Annotated in this window: 16 protein-coding genes; 7 read left to right on the top strand and 9 right to left on the bottom strand. The window is 62.2% G+C overall.

Going from position 1 to position 13,748, the window contains the following annotated elements; translation table 11 throughout:
• Positions 1-7 precede the first annotated feature (7 nt).
• Positions 8-316, top strand: a complete 309-nt coding sequence (locus tag C1922_RS14590; protein WP_108750410.1) for a KGG domain-containing protein — start codon at positions 8-10, stop codon at positions 314-316.
• 118 nt (positions 317-434) lie between these two features.
• Here the strand turns inward: C1922_RS14590 and C1922_RS14585 are convergent, their stop codons facing one another.
• Positions 435-1,928: an FAD-dependent oxidoreductase gene (locus C1922_RS14585; RefSeq protein WP_108750409.1), complete on the bottom strand. Its 1,494-nt coding sequence runs from the start codon at positions 1,926-1,928 to the stop codon at positions 435-437.
• Positions 1,929-2,147: 219 nt separating this feature from the next.
• Here C1922_RS14585 and C1922_RS14580 point away from each other — a divergent pair, with 219 nt between their 5' ends.
• Positions 2,148-2,378 carry a hypothetical protein gene (locus C1922_RS14580; RefSeq protein ID WP_108750408.1) on the top strand — a complete coding sequence of 77 codons (231 nt, stop codon included), beginning with the start codon at positions 2,148-2,150 and terminating at the stop codon, positions 2,376-2,378.
• 68 nt (positions 2,379-2,446) lie between these two features.
• On the opposite strand, the gene C1922_RS14575 is transcribed toward C1922_RS14580, so the two are convergent.
• The 6 genes from C1922_RS14575 to C1922_RS14550 all read right to left on the bottom strand — a co-directional run bounded on the left by C1922_RS14575 (position 2,447) and on the right by C1922_RS14550 (position 7,057).
• Entirely contained in the window at positions 2,447-2,833 is a 387-nt protein-coding gene (locus tag C1922_RS14575) for a hypothetical protein (protein WP_159091992.1), read from the bottom strand.
• A 570-nt stretch (positions 2,834-3,403) separates the two neighbouring features.
• Complete coding sequence (locus tag C1922_RS14570; RefSeq protein ID WP_108750406.1) at positions 3,404-4,522, bottom strand: FAD-dependent oxidoreductase; 1,119 nt, start codon at positions 4,520-4,522, stop codon at positions 3,404-3,406.
• Complete coding sequence (locus C1922_RS14565) at positions 4,510-5,241, bottom strand: cupin domain-containing protein (RefSeq protein WP_108750405.1); 732 nt, start codon at positions 5,239-5,241, stop codon at positions 4,510-4,512. The genes C1922_RS14570 and C1922_RS14565 overlap by 13 nt, the downstream gene beginning before the upstream one ends.
• A 7-nt stretch (positions 5,242-5,248) precedes the next feature.
• A complete protein-coding gene (locus C1922_RS14560; protein WP_199912188.1) occupies positions 5,249-5,590 on the bottom strand; it encodes a carboxymuconolactone decarboxylase family protein in 342 nt (113 codons plus the stop codon).
• Between the two features lie 73 nt (positions 5,591-5,663).
• Positions 5,664-6,437 carry an SDR family oxidoreductase gene (locus tag C1922_RS14555; RefSeq protein WP_108750403.1) on the bottom strand — a complete coding sequence of 258 codons (774 nt, stop codon included), beginning with the start codon at positions 6,435-6,437 and terminating at the stop codon, positions 5,664-5,666.
• Between the two features lie 101 nt (positions 6,438-6,538).
• Positions 6,539-7,057, bottom strand: coding sequence for a carboxymuconolactone decarboxylase family protein (locus C1922_RS14550; protein WP_108750402.1), 519 nt, complete (start codon positions 7,055-7,057; stop codon positions 6,539-6,541).
• Between the two features lie 112 nt (positions 7,058-7,169).
• On the opposite strand from C1922_RS14550, the gene gcvA reads away from it, so the two are divergent.
• The gene (gene gcvA, locus C1922_RS14545; protein ID WP_108750401.1) at positions 7,170-8,084 is read left to right on the top strand and encodes a transcriptional regulator GcvA; all 915 of its coding nucleotides are present in this window, start codon (positions 7,170-7,172) and stop codon (positions 8,082-8,084) included.
• A 64-nt stretch (positions 8,085-8,148) separates the two neighbouring features.
• On the opposite strand, the gene C1922_RS14540 is transcribed toward gcvA, so the two are convergent.
• Entirely contained in the window at positions 8,149-9,342 is a 1,194-nt protein-coding gene (locus C1922_RS14540; RefSeq protein WP_159091990.1) for an MFS transporter, read from the bottom strand.
• A 152-nt stretch (positions 9,343-9,494) separates the two neighbouring features.
• On the opposite strand from C1922_RS14540, the gene C1922_RS14535 reads away from it, so the two are divergent.
• Together C1922_RS14535 and C1922_RS14530 are read left to right on the top strand one after the other, a co-directional pair.
• Positions 9,495-10,217 carry a helix-turn-helix transcriptional regulator gene (locus C1922_RS14535; protein WP_159091988.1) on the top strand — a complete coding sequence of 241 codons (723 nt, stop codon included), beginning with the start codon at positions 9,495-9,497 and terminating at the stop codon, positions 10,215-10,217.
• A gap of 75 nt (positions 10,218-10,292) precedes the next feature.
• Positions 10,293-10,988, top strand: coding sequence for a FadR/GntR family transcriptional regulator (locus tag C1922_RS14530; RefSeq protein WP_108750398.1), 696 nt, complete (start codon positions 10,293-10,295; stop codon positions 10,986-10,988).
• A 9-nt stretch (positions 10,989-10,997) separates the two neighbouring features.
• Here the strand turns inward: C1922_RS14530 and C1922_RS14525 are convergent, their stop codons facing one another.
• Entirely contained in the window at positions 10,998-11,690 is a 693-nt protein-coding gene (locus tag C1922_RS14525; protein ID WP_159091987.1) for a siderophore-interacting protein, read from the bottom strand.
• Between the two features lie 275 nt (positions 11,691-11,965).
• On the opposite strand from C1922_RS14525, the gene C1922_RS14520 reads away from it, so the two are divergent.
• Positions 11,966-12,739, top strand: a complete 774-nt coding sequence (locus C1922_RS14520) for a fumarylacetoacetate hydrolase family protein (protein ID WP_108750396.1) — start codon at positions 11,966-11,968, stop codon at positions 12,737-12,739.
• A gap of 27 nt (positions 12,740-12,766) precedes the next feature.
• A complete protein-coding gene (locus tag C1922_RS14515; protein WP_108750395.1) occupies positions 12,767-13,522 on the top strand; it encodes a helix-turn-helix transcriptional regulator in 756 nt (251 codons plus the stop codon).
• Positions 13,523-13,748 lie beyond the last annotated feature (226 nt).

The following is a 13,748-nucleotide window of genomic DNA, read 5'->3' as shown; positions in this document are numbered from 1 at the left end:
ACATCCCATGGCCAACAACCAGAACCAGGGCAGCAGCAACCGCGGTTTCGCTTCAATGGATGAGGACAAGCAGCGTGAGATCGCCGCAAAGGGCGGTCGTGCAGCCCATGAGTCGGGCAACGCGCATGAGTTCAGTTCCGAAGAGGCACGCGAGGCCGGCCGCAAGGGCGGCGAGTCCGTGAGTCAGGATCGCCAGCACATGGCTGACATCGGGCGCGAAGGAAACCAGTCGCGCAGCGGTAGCCAGGGCGGCAACCAGGGCGGGCAGCAGCAACAGCAGCGAGGCGGCGGCAACCGCGGCGGTCAGCAGCGCTGAGTCGATCATGCCAATCGGATAGACGAGCGGGTGGGCCAAGGCCCGCCCGTTTCGTTTCTGTCGAACCACTCAACGTTCTTTGCGCAAAGCGGGTGCGCGTCAGCGCGGCTTCATGCTTTCACAGTTGTTCTCGCTTGAGGCCCTGCCTGGCTGGTCCTTCGAGCAGCGCGCCCGTGGCAGAAAAGCGGCTGCCATGACAAGGGCAGTCCCAGCTGCGCTCATGGCCGTTCCACTGCACGATGCATTTGAGGTGGGGACACACAGGTGACATCGCGTGTAGTAGCCCGCTTTCATCGCGGTAGACCGCGGTTCTCTTGCCGTCTATGTCAAGCAGCGCTCCGCAGCCGCGGCCCAGCTCGCTTGCAGGATTCGGCGGCGCAGACCCCAGCCGATCGCCGACCATGTGCCGTACAACCGTGGCATTGGTGCGGGCCCAGCCCGCAGCAGATCGCATCGGCGTGAATCGCATGGGACTGAGCAGCTGCTCGATCTCACTGGTCGTGCCAGTGATGCCTTGGGCAATGGCACGCGCGGCAACGCCCGCCCACGTCAACCCGTCCGCTCCGTAGCCCGTAGCAACCCACACGTTGTCGTGGGCGCTGCTGCCGATGTAGGGCAGCTGATCGGCTGCCCGGAATTGCTGGGCAGACCAACACAGCGGCTCGCCCACGACCGAAAAGTTGCGGCGCGCGTCGGCGATCAGACGCTCAGCCGGGTCCGTAGCAGGCGTTTCGCCGGTGCGGTGCTTCTCGCCTACCAGCACCAGCCAACCGCTGCCGTCAGTGCTGTGTACCCCTCGAAGAGAACGGCGCCGATCGGCGACCCAATGGATGCCGGCCTCCGGAGGGTTGGAGACCGGCACCGCTACACCGTACTCGCGGTACACCTCCATCTCGGCCTGCACCAGGTTGAAACCGGGAGGCGAATGGGTGGCCAGGACGAAGTGTTTGGCATGGATGGCACCATCAAGGGTCATGGCGATGCCGGACGATGCGTCGAGATCGATCACCTGTGTACGGTCGTGAATGCGTACGCGGCCCACCAGATGCTGAGCAAGTTCCCTGCAGAAGGCAGCTGGGTCCAGCTGGGCCTGATCAGCAATGCGGAATGCGTGGCCGAGTGCGAATGGCAACCCTGACTGCCGATGGTCGCAGCGCAGTCCAGCCCTCTGGTAGGCCTGCAGCTCCTGCTCGAATTGATGCGTTACTTCGCGTGTCCGTTCCTGCATGCCGTACTGCATTGCGACGCGCTCAAACCCGCACCGCAGATCATAACGGTGCACGAGCGTTTCGATGGAACGCAGCGCCTGCTGCCGCCACTGCACAATACGGCTGGCGGTATCACCACCCCAGCGTGCGACGAGATCGGCCATGCGGGAGACAGGCGCGTACAGATTACCTGTGGACATTGCTGTGTTGCGTCCGCCTATCGGGCCTGCGTCGACCACCACCACGTCCAAGCCGGAATCGGCCAAGCGGGCCGCGGTCAGAAGTCCGGTCATCCCGCCGCCAATCACCAGCACGTCAGCCCGAGCCGCGTCGGCGAGGGGACGGAAGCTGCCGGCCGGGGCATCACGCGACCACAGGCTGGCACGTGGTGAGGGGTCGGTCATGGTCAAGGTCCTTTCAGGCGCCGCTGGGGAACCTCGTGATACCCCCACAGAAGTGAACTTGGGGTCACCCGCACGTGCACGAGACGCGCACAGGGCGCCTCCCAAAAATCACAGTCAACTCTTTGTGAAAGTCGCATAGGCGCCATGCATGCATTGCCTGCGCGGCCTGCGACCCCTCCATTGCATCGCCGTCTTTACCTTGCCAGAAGGAGGAAGGTGATGAGCACGCGTCTTGAGGTCGACATGATGATTGCACAGCTGGAAGAGATGCTGCCTGCCTGGGCCGCGTCTTATCCTGAGCATCAGTTCACCTGCATGCTGGCGGACGCGCTGGACTACATAGCCACGAGCGCGGATCCAAATGCCCGCCTGCACTGCTTGATGCGCACCGGTCACCTCTGCCTGCACAGCGGCGAGATCCCGTGGGCGACGCGCTACGGCGACCACTAAGCGTCAGGCTTCTCCCTACCTCAGTGCATCGGGCCAAGATTGCTGGGCATACGCTAACGGACGCCAACTCAGGCCTGCGGAGCGGCCAAGGCCGCAGCGGGCATGGCAGCGGCAGGCGTGGTCGTAGGCGTGCCGGGCCCTGTCCGCTCGCTGGCGGCCGCCAGGGCTTGGTTGATGCGGTGCGCCGTGCCACGCTCGTCCAGCTCCACACCGATGAAGTATGCGAAGCGGCCATCACAACGGAGCTGCGTGGACTCGAGACCTTCCGTATCCGCCAGTACCCGCTTCAGCGCCTTGGCCCAGCCGCGCCCCGGCACGCTGTCCAGTTCAACCACCACCGCAGACTCGCCGCAAGCCAGCGGCAGAGCCTCCAGACGGACGACTTTTGGCGCTGCATGTAACCGGGCACTCATGGCTGGAAGCTCCTGCAGGGTGGCGACGGCCGAAGTATCCACGGCGTGCGCCAAGGGCCTGTCAAGGCAAGGACAGCCCGGTGTGTACAGACAAGCTTCGCGCCGCCGATCTGCCGCGGTCAGCGCTTCAAGGCATTCCCCAGCGCCTCATCCAGATATCCAAGCTTCTCCGCATACGGCGCACGCAGCCGCAGGTTCGACGCCCCAAGGGGCGCGGGTGCGCATTGATGTAGCTATGGGCTCCGCAGCAGCACCGTAGGCGAATGACAGTGAATTACCCCGACAGCAACAAGTAGCAGCTTTCTACGTGATACCGCTCAGTCTTAAGGAAAGTGAGGCACGGTAACAGGCCGGCGTATAACGGGTCCGGCGCCGGGCTTGGAGACCCGTGCAATTTCTTTACGGCATTGGCGCATCTTTCTGCCATGGGCCTGAAGCGGACTTCAGCACCTGCCCAGCCAGTTAGGTATTTCCAATGTCCGCTATCGGCCAGAAGCGGACATCCTTGCCAAAGTCGAGGGTGCTACCAGTAGCAGGCCGCCTCCAATAACCCGGCGTTCGCCAGGTTCAGGTCCCAGCTTACGGTCACTCTGTTTGAGTGAGTCTTACTGTCTAGAGCAGTGAGTGGCCAACAGCCGCATTGCGCTCCAGCCAGCGCAGTGCTTTTGCTGGCGCCGCAAGTGCGCCGGCGACATAACCTGGGTGGCTGGGTGACCACTCACTTCCCGCCCCCGCAATCCTGCCGCCCCAAGCTCCCGTTCTGACCCCAGGTACGAGTGCCACGACGTTGGACATTTGCCCGCTCCCGCATTCACTCGTTGCCGTGTAGGGCTGATCAGCCCAGTCCAAGATGTCCTCAAAGGTTGGTTTCAATGCATTGCGCCCAAACAGGCGCCCCATCTGCGCTCGGCATTGGGCGAGCAGGCTTTCCTTGGGAATCATCCGGCGCTGACCGGCTTGGGTGAGTAAAAATCCGAATAGCGCGGGCAATCCGGGCTGGCTCGCATCGTGGATCTCGCCCAAGGGGCCGCTAGCGCTATGAGCACTACCGGACAACCCCTGCTCTTTCCAGAACGCTGATGGATAGGCGGCAATGTACTTGGCGTGCGGCGCCATATGCGTGGCCATGGATGCCCACGTCTGAGCAAGGCTGTCTGGCAGTGGCGGATCAAAGGCCATGGCGCTGACCGCCAGCCGTGGGGGCAGCGCCAAGACGACGCGTTGCGCCAGAAAACTTAGAGGCCCTCCATCAGCGGTCTCGGCTTCTACCACAACGCCGCCGGTCTCACTACGCAGCGATGTAACCGCCGTAGCGGAAAGAAGCCGGGTCGCGTCGAGCTGGGCGTGAAGCCGGTCCACCAAGGTCGCCATTCCACCTAGCAAACGACGCGCTGGAGGCGCTGCCCCCCAACCCGGCATACGCGAGGGTTGCAACAGTGGGCTGCGCTCAAACACGGCATCGCCCTCGCTGCCCTGCTCAAAGCTGGGGAGGCCCAGTTCTCTGATCAATAGATCCAGCTCAGGCTGCAAGCTTGGCCAGTACCACGTGGCGCCCAAGTCCAATCGGCGCAGCGGTTGCTCCGGGTCAGGTGTTGCCGACAGAATGCGGCCACCGAATGTTGCCCTTGCTTCTAGAAGAACATAGTCGCTGTCTCCCTCATGTTCCAAGAGACGTGCGGTATAGAGACCAGCGAGGCCGCCGCCGATGATGAGCGTCCTTACTGCGTCCATGAGGGATCCTCGGATTCAAGTCCTGCTCCCACTGCATACCCGGTCTTCAGATAGACAAGTGCACCGTGCTGTTCCGCGTAGAGCGACCCGAGCAGGTTGCGGCTACCCTCACCGGTGCAGCGTATCCAGGCCCGAGCCCCGAAGTGATAGACCTTGCGGGACGCGATGCCGACAAGGCTCCCTTCCAGAACCAGCACCTCTGCGTTTGCCGGAACTCTGTCGAAGATTAACTCGCCGGGTGATAGCCGCAGCAGGCGCACGCGCTCACCTACACACTCGAACAGGGGGCAAATTCTGCGTCTTGCATCCCCTTCCCATAGCGAAGAGTGGGCCGCATTGAACGCTACCGTCGCACTCTCATCGGAAGGCATCTGCCACAGCTTCACGAAGAGGGTGCACCCCGTTTCACTGGAGGGCGCGTGCCTGGATCCGGGCGGATTGCGCAGATAGCTCCATTGCCCGTGATCCCGACCCTCGGCAGTGAAAGTTCCGGACAGGACAAGTATCTCCTCGCCACCTGGATGCCGGTGCTCGGGGAAGGATGAGCCAGGCGCATAACGCACCAAGCTGGTCGCCCGTGCCTTTTCGCGACCGACACGATCCAGGAGCACCCTTTGCACCCCGGCCTGGGGCGATGCCACCCACTCCTGATCCTCGGGTAGCACCCAGGTCGGGCGGCTGAAGTCGGCGTTGATTCGCGTTGGCACGGCCACGGTCATGGTCGAATCAACCGGCCAGCAGCTGCTCGCGTGCTTCCAGCACACGCGCAGAATAGGTCAGCGCAGCTCCTGCATTCAGGGCAATGGCCACGCCAAGCGCTTCACTAATCTCTTCAAGGGAGGCACCGTTCTCCACGGCCTTCTTGGTGTGCACGGAAATGCAGCCGTCGCAGCGCGTAGTGACCGCCACTGCCAGCGCAATCAGCTCATGGATCTTCGGCTCCAAGTGCCCGGTCTTCATCGCCGCGTTGTCGATGGTGCTCAGACCTCGCAGTACATCCGGGCTGCTCTTGCCAAATGCACCCACTTTTTCAAGCAGTGCCTCGCGGTAACCGTTCCAATCGTTCATCATGTTCTTTACCTCAAGTCTTCACGTGCCACTGCCCTGCGACAATCGCGCAGGGCAGTAATTTTGTGCAGGGTCAGTTGCGGCCGGCCATCACGCCGCCATCGACGTCCCAGATCGCGCCAGTTACCCAAGCTGCCTTCTCGGAGAGCAGGAAAGCGACCGTCTCGGCGACATCTTCCGGCGTACCAACCCGACCGATCGGGTGGAAGCTGTTGAAGCCCTGCAGTGCGCCGTGGACCTGATCCTTGGGAATGAAGCCTTCATAGATCGGGGTCTGCACAACTGCCGGTGCAACGGCATTGACGCGGATACCGTTCGAGGCGAGTTCCATCGCCATGTTCTGCGTGAGCGAATGCAACGCGGCCTTGGCCATCGAATAGGCCGACGACGGGGTGGCTGCCACAGCCTGGTGGGCCCACATCGAGCCGATGTTGACGATCGAGCCGTGGCGCTGGCCTGCGATCATGTTAGCCGCCACCTTCTGGCTGATGAAGAACAGTGCCTTGTTCAGCTGCATGTACTGGTCGTAGTCGGCCTCGCTGTGCTCGAGGAAGGGCTTGGGAAAGAAGACGCCAGCCGCATTGACCAGCAGATCCACGTCCGAATGGGAGTTGGCGATATCGGCGACAAGGTCATGCAGGCCAGTGGATGTGGTCAGGTCGGCGGTCAACGCGCTGACCGGCCCGAGCTCTGCCAGTTCCGCCCGTGCTGCCTCGGTTTTTTCGGCATTGTGGCCAACGATGACGGCACGACCGCCGCCCTCGAGCACTTTGCGTGCCGAGGCCAGGCCCATGCCGCTGGTGCCGCCGACAACCAGAACCTTGTTGCCCTTGAAGATGTCATTCATTTGAGTGGTCTCGTTTAGTGCCGCTTTCGCGGTGAAAAAAAGGGGGATTGCTGCCTGACATCCCTGCAGGCCCAGCTCGCTACGCGAATCGCTATGTAGAGTCAGCGGATGCCAAGTGCCACCAGGAAACGGGACACCATGTTGTAGGCAGCCACGGTTGCGACGGCTTCAACGGTCTGCTCCTCGCCCAGACCAAGTTTCAGGGCGTCGATCAAATGCCCATCGACGTCGACCCGCTGAGTGGACTGGTCGGTCAGTTCGATCAGTAGTTGCTCCAACGACGAGAGCCCAGGGGGATGAGGCTGAAGAAGAGCGTCGGCTTTTTCCCGGGTGCCGCCTGCCTGCAGGTAGGCCGGAAAGTGCACGTCCCATTCGAAGGTCGCGCCATTGAGAACCGCCACTCGCAGCATGATCAGTTCCCGGTACTCCAACGCCAGACTGAACTCCGCACGGACCCGGCCGAGCAGCTCGTTCCAGCCTTCAGCCAGCGAAACACTGCGCAGCAACACGCGGTCGATGCCGATCAGCTCGCCGCGGGGGCGGCGCGCCCGCATATTGCCGAGCAAGGAGGGTGGAGCGCTGTCGCCGTCCTGCCATGGGGTAACTCGAGGGGAATTCATCTGACTTCCTGAGCCAGGGGCGCGTGGCCCGTTGAGGCGCATCCTCCGCTCACTGGCAGACCCGGACAAATGCTTTATTCTTCGGTACACGCAAAGAAAAACTATCCCGACAATGAAAGCCCATCTCAACTACACGGCCATGCGCGCTGTGGAGGCCACGGCCAGACACCAAAGCTTCAGCGCCGCAGCTGAAGAACTGCACGTCACCCCGGCCGCGATAGGGCAGCTTGTCCGATCTCTGGAGGAGAGTTTGGGAGTCCCATTGTTCCTGCGCGAGAAAACAGGCGCGCGCCGGTTGACCCCAACGGATGCCACCGAGCGCGCTTTGCCTGACATCCGGGCTGGATTGGACAGGTTGACCCTGGGGTTGTCGCGCTTGCAGCAAAGCGCACGTGGCGGCCTGCTGACGGTCACTACCAGTCCCGCGTTTGCTTCCAAATGGCTCCTGCCCAGACTGGAGCGCTTCCAGTGCGAGTGCGTAGACACGGACGTACGCCTGCACACGGGACTGAATCTCGTGGATTTCGAGCAGGATGGGATCGATATCGGCGTGCGCTATGGGCGTGGCCGGTGGCCAGGGCTGGCCGCGGAGAAGCTGATGGATGAGGAGATTTTTCCCGTCTGCTCGCCGAACTGGCTGCAGGCTCACGGTCCACTGGAACGTCCCGATGAGTTGCAAGGCCAACCGTTGATCCATGACTTGTCGGTCGACAGTCATACCGGCTTCATGACGTGGGCAGAGTGGCTGCACCGGGTCGGCGCGGACAACGTGGATGCCGCCCGGGGGATGCAGGTCAATAACTCGGCAGCAGTTCTGCAATCGGCGACCGAGGGGCATGGAATCGCCTTGGCGCGCAGCGTGATGGCTCGGGAGGATGTGGCAAGCGGGCGACTGGTGCGCCTTTTCCCGCAACTGACCGTCGCCGCAGCGCTGGCGTATTACATCGTGTACCGCCCAGAGTCCGCTTCGCTGCCGAAGGTCGTCAGCTTCCGAGCATGGCTGCACGAGGAGGCGCAGACCGCGTAGACCTGGAGCGCCGGCGGGCAGGTCGGCTGCCCGATCGTCCCTGACCGGGCTCCCCAAAAATTGCTTACCGTGCAGCGCGCTTGGGAGCGACGAACGGCATTACCAGCGTCGCCACCAGAACCACAACTGCCAAGGTGGTGAACGAGTTCTGCAGACCGATGAAGTGCGCGGCGTAGCCGATCAAGGCCGGACCGAGCAGTACGCCCAGGTACCCCAGGATGCTGGCAGCAGCAATGGCGTGGGACGGCGCCATGATCTTCTGGCGGCCGGCGAGTGAGAACAGAACCGGCACCAGATTACCTACTGACAGGCCGGCCAGAGTGATGCCTGCAAACACGACCGGCACCGACGGCGCCAGCGCGACGATCATCAGGCCCACACCGGTCAGCACGGTACCGCCAACCAGCATGGGACGTTCGCCGTAGCGACGAACCAGCAGATCACCGATCAAACGCGACAGCAGCATGGCCGTGGCGAACACCGAGTAGCCCGCACCGGAGATGGCAACCTGGACGTGCTTGACCTGGGTCAGCAGCAAGGCACCCCAGTCGAGCATCGCGCCCTCGGCCAGGAACGTCAGGGCGGCCAGCAGGCCGATGACGAGCACCATGCCACGCGGAACGACGAACAGCGGATGATCTTCGACCGGCTTGTTCTTGAAGAAACCGGAGACCGCTGCTGCGATGCTGACCGCAATCACCAGCGAGGCAACGGCAGCTGCACCGACCACGTTCATGCCGGCAGCGATCAGTGCCGTCACGCCGGAGGCGCCGACCAGTCCGCCCACGCTGTACATGCCGTGGAAGCCGGACATCAGCGGCGCTTTGGCCGCGTGTTCAACCTCGGTGCCATGCATATTGGCTGCAACGTCGGTAGCGCCGATGGCGCACCCGAACCACAGCAGGGTGGCACCCAGAAGGACCGGGGTGGACACGAAGGCCAACAGCGGCAAGGTGATGATCAGGCTGATGGCGCCGAAGATGATCACGGCCCGGGTACCCACACGGGTTGCAAAGGCACTTGCTGCCGGCATGCCGATGACGGCACCCAGCCCCAGGCACAGCAGGATGCTGCCGAGCGTGGCCGAATCTGCGTTCAGCCGCTTGGCTGCGTAGGGAACCAGCGGAGCCCAGGAAGAAAGGGCAAGACCGGCGATGAAGAAGGCGAGGCGAGTGGCGCGCTTGCCGCCGGGGACACGAGCGTCCGCAGCGACGAAGGCACCACCGCCCTGACGCTGGGTCAGAGTATTGGAGGTCATGATGGTGTCTCGCGTTGTCAGGGGGCCACTCACTACGAGTGGCAGGCTTCCATGGTAAAAAGGTGCCGACGACGCGTGTGTCGATAGTATGGCCATTTATGTTGATTTCGTGCCAACGAGAGGAAGATCCCGACGATGCAGTCGCTCCCTTGGTGGGTCGCCTTGATAAATGGCAGCCCGGCAGCACCGAGCCGCACCAGCATCGACGGCATCAGCTGATCAGCTCATTCACAGGCGTGCTGCACCTCTCCACTGCTGTAGGGCAATGGGTCGTGCCGCCGGCACGCGCGGTTCTCATCGAGGCAGGGACGGAGCACTCCTTGATGGTGAAACGTCCGGCTGAGGTAGGCGTTCTCTATGCGCGGGCCGATGCCTATCCGATGGCATTGGAGTCCAAAGTGCGGGTTGTTGGTATGTCTCCGTTGGTGCGAGAGCTGTTCCTGGCGTGCACCCGGAGCGCGTGGGACTATCAGGAAGGGTCGACCGAGTCGCGTTTGGCAGCAGTGTTGATGGATCAGTTGGAACTGCTGGACCAGGCTCCCTCGGACCTGCCGCTACCGTCGGACAAGCGAGCCCTGAAGGTGGTGCAGATGCTCTCCGATGATCCGTCGAACAGAGAGCCCCTGGACGTGCTCGCCCAACGCGCCGGCTCGAGCAAGCGCACGATTGAGCGACTCTTCGCGACTGAGGCGAACATGACCTTCGGCGCGTGGCGCCAACGCCAGCGTTTGATCATGGCCGTCGAAGCATTGGCTTACGGCGAGAGCGTAAAAACGGTCGCGATGGATGTCGGCTATGAGTCCGCGTCCAGCTTCGTGGCGGCCTTCCGGGCGATGTTTGGTGTCACGCCGGCACGCTACTTCCGTACCCCGTAGCCAGGCGGGTAGCCCAAGAGGCACGGACGTCCCATGATAGGATGACTTAACTCCATCACAGAGCTATCCCCGGTCATGCCCGCCCCCGTTGCACGTGTTTCGCTGGTCGATTCGACTTTGGCCGAGCTGACCAAGGCGATTGAGGACGGGCGCTGGGGTGTCGGCAGCCGATTGCCCCGGGAAACCGAGCTTTCCGAACAACTGGGCGTCGGCCGGAACACCGTACGTGAGGCGATCAGAGTGCTGGCCCACAAGGGCATGCTTGAGGTCCGTCAGGGCGATGGAACCTATGTGCGCAGCCGGCGCGACCAAGACTATACGCTGCGCGTGCTGCAATCCGCAGATTGGCGTGATCACTTGGAGCTGCGGGCGCTGCTGGAATCGGAGGTCGCTCGCTTTGCGGCCAACCGCCGTACGTCCCAGGATCTACGCGAGATCAAGCGGTGCCTCAAGCAACGCGGTGAACGCGCTGATCATGCCAGTGAAGAGAAGTTCTTCGATGCGGACGCCAAGTTCCATCTGGCCATCGCCAAAGCGTCGCACAATGCTGCGCTTGAAGAGTTGTTCCGGTTCTTCTTCTTCAGTACCGAGGAGCGACTGAAGGGGGAATTTCAGTTCACTGCCGCCGAAGGCCTCGATCCGGGCTTCGACCACCATCACGAACTGATGGCGGCGATCGAGGCGGGTGATGAGGCAAGAGCCGTCGCTGCAGCCCGCGCGATCACCGCCTCGTCCATCGCGTGGATGAACCAGGAGTTGACCCCGGCCTGAGGGCTGGCCTTAGCCGAAGGCTTCGTCGTCGCGGTAGTCCTGCTCGCCCATCTTCCAGTAGCCGGTTGCCGTGATCGAGTGTCCTCGGCCGATCCAGATGTGTCGGCAATGATTACGCAGTGCCTTAACCATCCCCGCCTCACCTGCGATCCAGATCTCGCCTTTGCCAGGACGATTGCCGATCGTATCCACGGCATGGATCAGGTAGGACTCCTTATCGTTGTCCTCCCTGCCACGGAACAGATACCGCAGTCGCGGAGAGCGGACATAGGTGTAATCAGGGAACGGGACTTCCACGATGGCCTCAACGTCCCGGCCCTGTGCGGCCTCAAGCATTGAAGCGATCGCCGGCAAGGCGGTTTCATCACCCAGCAGCAGGTACCAGTCCGCGTTGCCCTTGAAGGCCTTGCACTCCCTCGGGCCAGCGATGCCCAGCTGCGCTCCCGCTTGAAGGTCGCGGGCAATCCAATCCGACAGCAGTCCCCCTTGGCGGCGGCTGATGATATCGACCACAAGTTCATCTCGAGCTGCATCAAAGCGCCGAATCGTGTAAGCCCTTCCCGTACGAGAATCCAGGTGGGGCGGAAAGACCTTCACCCAGCTTGTGGGGCCATCAGGTATCACGCCAGCAGCCAGCGCGCCTCGGAGCGTCACGCTGACAAACGCAGGATTGGAGCGATCCACGCTCTGCACATCGAGCATGTGGGTAATGCGGCTTCGCTGGGCCGCCTCGTTCGCAGAAGTAGACATCATTTCACCCAAATGAGAACCAGTTGCATCGCCGCAGGATAAAGGTAGGATGTTAGGATGTCTATCTGAATCTGAGCCTCGTTCATGGGGCGTTGAACCCATTACAGGAGAAGCCATTGAAGCTGCTGACGTATCTGGAACCAGAAGGATCTCAACGCGTTGGAGCATTGGGCGATGGCGGGCACGTGGTGCCCCTGTCATGGCGTTGCGGCCGCCCGGTTCGATGCATGATTGACCTGATAAAGGGACGACTGTCTGACGCCCATCGGATAGACGACGCGCTTCATGGCTCAACCTTGCGCTGGTTGGCTCCGATCCCCAGACCAGAGCGGAATCTCTTCTGCGTAGGGAAAAACTATGCTGAACATGCCCGTGAGTTCTCGCTAAGCGGATTTGACTCCAGTTCGAGTACGCATGGCATCCCTGAGCACCCAATAGTCTTTTCCAAGACGCCGCAAACCGTTATCGGCCCCGGCGCGACCATCTGGGACGCAGCGGGGGTCAGTGATGCGCTGGACTACGAGGCCGAGCTGGCCGTGGTCATTGGGAAGCCAGGCCGGGCAATTTCTCCGGAGAACGCCATGGAACACGTATGGGGCTATACCGCGCTCAACGATGTGACAGCCCGTGATTGGCAAAAGCGCCACCAGCAATGGCACTTGGGCAAGTCATTCGACACGTTCGCGCCCATGGGCCCAGTCATCGTTACCGTGGACGAGCTGCATTGGCGCGGCTTGGAACTACGTTGCTGGGTAAACGGCGAGCTGAGGCAGCGAGCGACAACGGCCGACCTCATCTTTGATGTCCCGACACTGATCGCCACCATTTCACAAGGCATCACGCTCCAGCCCGGCGACATCATCGCAACCGGTACCCCGGACGGTGTAGGCCTCGGATTCACTCCGCCCAGATACCTTAAGCGCGGGGACCGGATCGCCATCGAGATTGCAGGCATCGGCAAGCTGGAGAACGAGGTAGGACCATGGCCCGAGCCGCTCTGAACGCTCCGCACCATTGCGCAGCCGCCCATGCTGCGCGGTGACCCTGACACAGCACCCGCACCAGTGGTGGGTGCCGCAGAACGCTGGCCCGTGGGTGGCCTTCCGCTTCACAGCCATCGCCGGCACCAGTTGATGTATGCAGTTCAGGGCGTGATGCATGTAAGCACCGACAGCGGGCACTGGATGCTGCCTACGTCCCGCGCCATCTGGATCAATGCAGGAACCGCGCATGCGTTCGTTGCAAAACGGCCTCTAGAGCTTCGTGTGCTCTACATTGATCCCGACGCCGTAGGGCTCCTCCCTTGGGCTGATTGCGCAGTGCTTAACGTCGACGGCCTGGTCCGCGAGCTCATCGCAGCCGCCACTGAGCTTCCGTGGAATTACATCTCGCCTTCCCGGGATTCCCGTCTGGCCCAGGTGCTTCTGGATCACCTGATCGATATGCAGCGAGCACCGGTGAACCTGCCCGAACCGAAGGACGTTCGTCTGAAGAGAATCGCGGCGGCCCTTCGCCAGGACTTGACCGATGCCTCCACCTTGGACGATTTCGCAATCCTTTCTGCGGCCAGTCCAAGAACCATCGAGCGACTGTTCCAGCAGGAAACAGGGATGTCCTTCGGGGAGTGGCGCACGCGACTTCGACTACTGCACGCGCTGGAACTGCTTGCGGAAGGTGCGCCGGTAGGCGTGATAGCGGACGAGGTGGGATACGGATCATCCTCCAGCTTCATCGCCGCGTTCCGCGCCCTCTTCGGCTGTACGCCAGGCACCTATTTCCGCTAGACACCTCGACGCGCAGATCATCTTGGCGTCATTTCAACATCTCTTGGCGATATTGCTACAACGGCTCGTGTGCGGCGCGAGGAGAATGTCTGCCCTCCCAGTTGCCGCCCGAGAGTAGTAATGCGACGCATTCGCAGTATCAACAAAGGCTCGTTGGCTGTTGCCGCGATTGCAGGATGCGCGTGTGCGAGCGCCACGACGTGGGCACACGTTCTGGATCCAACAA

Source organism: Stenotrophomonas sp. ZAC14D2_NAIMI4_7 (assembly GCF_003086675.1).
In the GTDB taxonomy this organism is placed as follows: Bacteria; Pseudomonadota; Gammaproteobacteria; order Xanthomonadales; family Xanthomonadaceae; genus Stenotrophomonas.
Note: the sequence above shows the minus strand (reverse complement) of the source record. Positions and strands in the feature narration are given on the sequence as shown.

Coding starts and splice junctions, on each gene's coding strand:
- C1922_RS14570 (WP_108750406.1), bottom strand. CDS start 4,522: ATGGACGCAGTAAGGACGCTCATCATCGGCGGCGGCCTCGCTGGTCTC.
- C1922_RS14515 (WP_108750395.1), top strand. CDS start 12,767: ATGCTGCGCGGTGACCCTGACACAGCACCCGCACCAGTGGTGGGTGCC.
- C1922_RS14590 (WP_108750410.1), top strand. CDS start 8: ATGGCCAACAACCAGAACCAGGGCAGCAGCAACCGCGGTTTCGCTTCA.
- gcvA (WP_108750401.1), top strand. CDS start 7,170: ATGAAAGCCCATCTCAACTACACGGCCATGCGCGCTGTGGAGGCCACG.
- C1922_RS14525 (WP_159091987.1), bottom strand. CDS start 11,690: ATGCTCGATGTGCAGAGCGTGGATCGCTCCAATCCTGCGTTTGTCAGC.
- C1922_RS14520 (WP_108750396.1), top strand. CDS start 11,966: ATGATTGACCTGATAAAGGGACGACTGTCTGACGCCCATCGGATAGAC.
- C1922_RS14560 (WP_199912188.1), bottom strand. CDS start 5,590: ATGAACGATTGGAACGGTTACCGCGAGGCACTGCTTGAAAAAGTGGGT.
- C1922_RS14565 (WP_108750405.1), bottom strand. CDS start 5,241: ATGACCGTGGCCGTGCCAACGCGAATCAACGCCGACTTCAGCCGCCCG.
- C1922_RS14530 (WP_108750398.1), top strand. CDS start 10,293: ATGCCCGCCCCCGTTGCACGTGTTTCGCTGGTCGATTCGACTTTGGCC.
- C1922_RS14555 (WP_108750403.1), bottom strand. CDS start 6,437: ATGAATGACATCTTCAAGGGCAACAAGGTTCTGGTTGTCGGCGGCACC.
- C1922_RS14540 (WP_159091990.1), bottom strand. CDS start 9,342: ATGACCTCCAATACTCTGACCCAGCGTCAGGGCGGTGGTGCCTTCGTC.
- C1922_RS14585 (WP_108750409.1), bottom strand. CDS start 1,928: ATGACCGACCCCTCACCACGTGCCAGCCTGTGGTCGCGTGATGCCCCG.
- C1922_RS14550 (WP_108750402.1), bottom strand. CDS start 7,057: ATGAATTCCCCTCGAGTTACCCCATGGCAGGACGGCGACAGCGCTCCA.
- C1922_RS14580 (WP_108750408.1), top strand. CDS start 2,148: ATGAGCACGCGTCTTGAGGTCGACATGATGATTGCACAGCTGGAAGAG.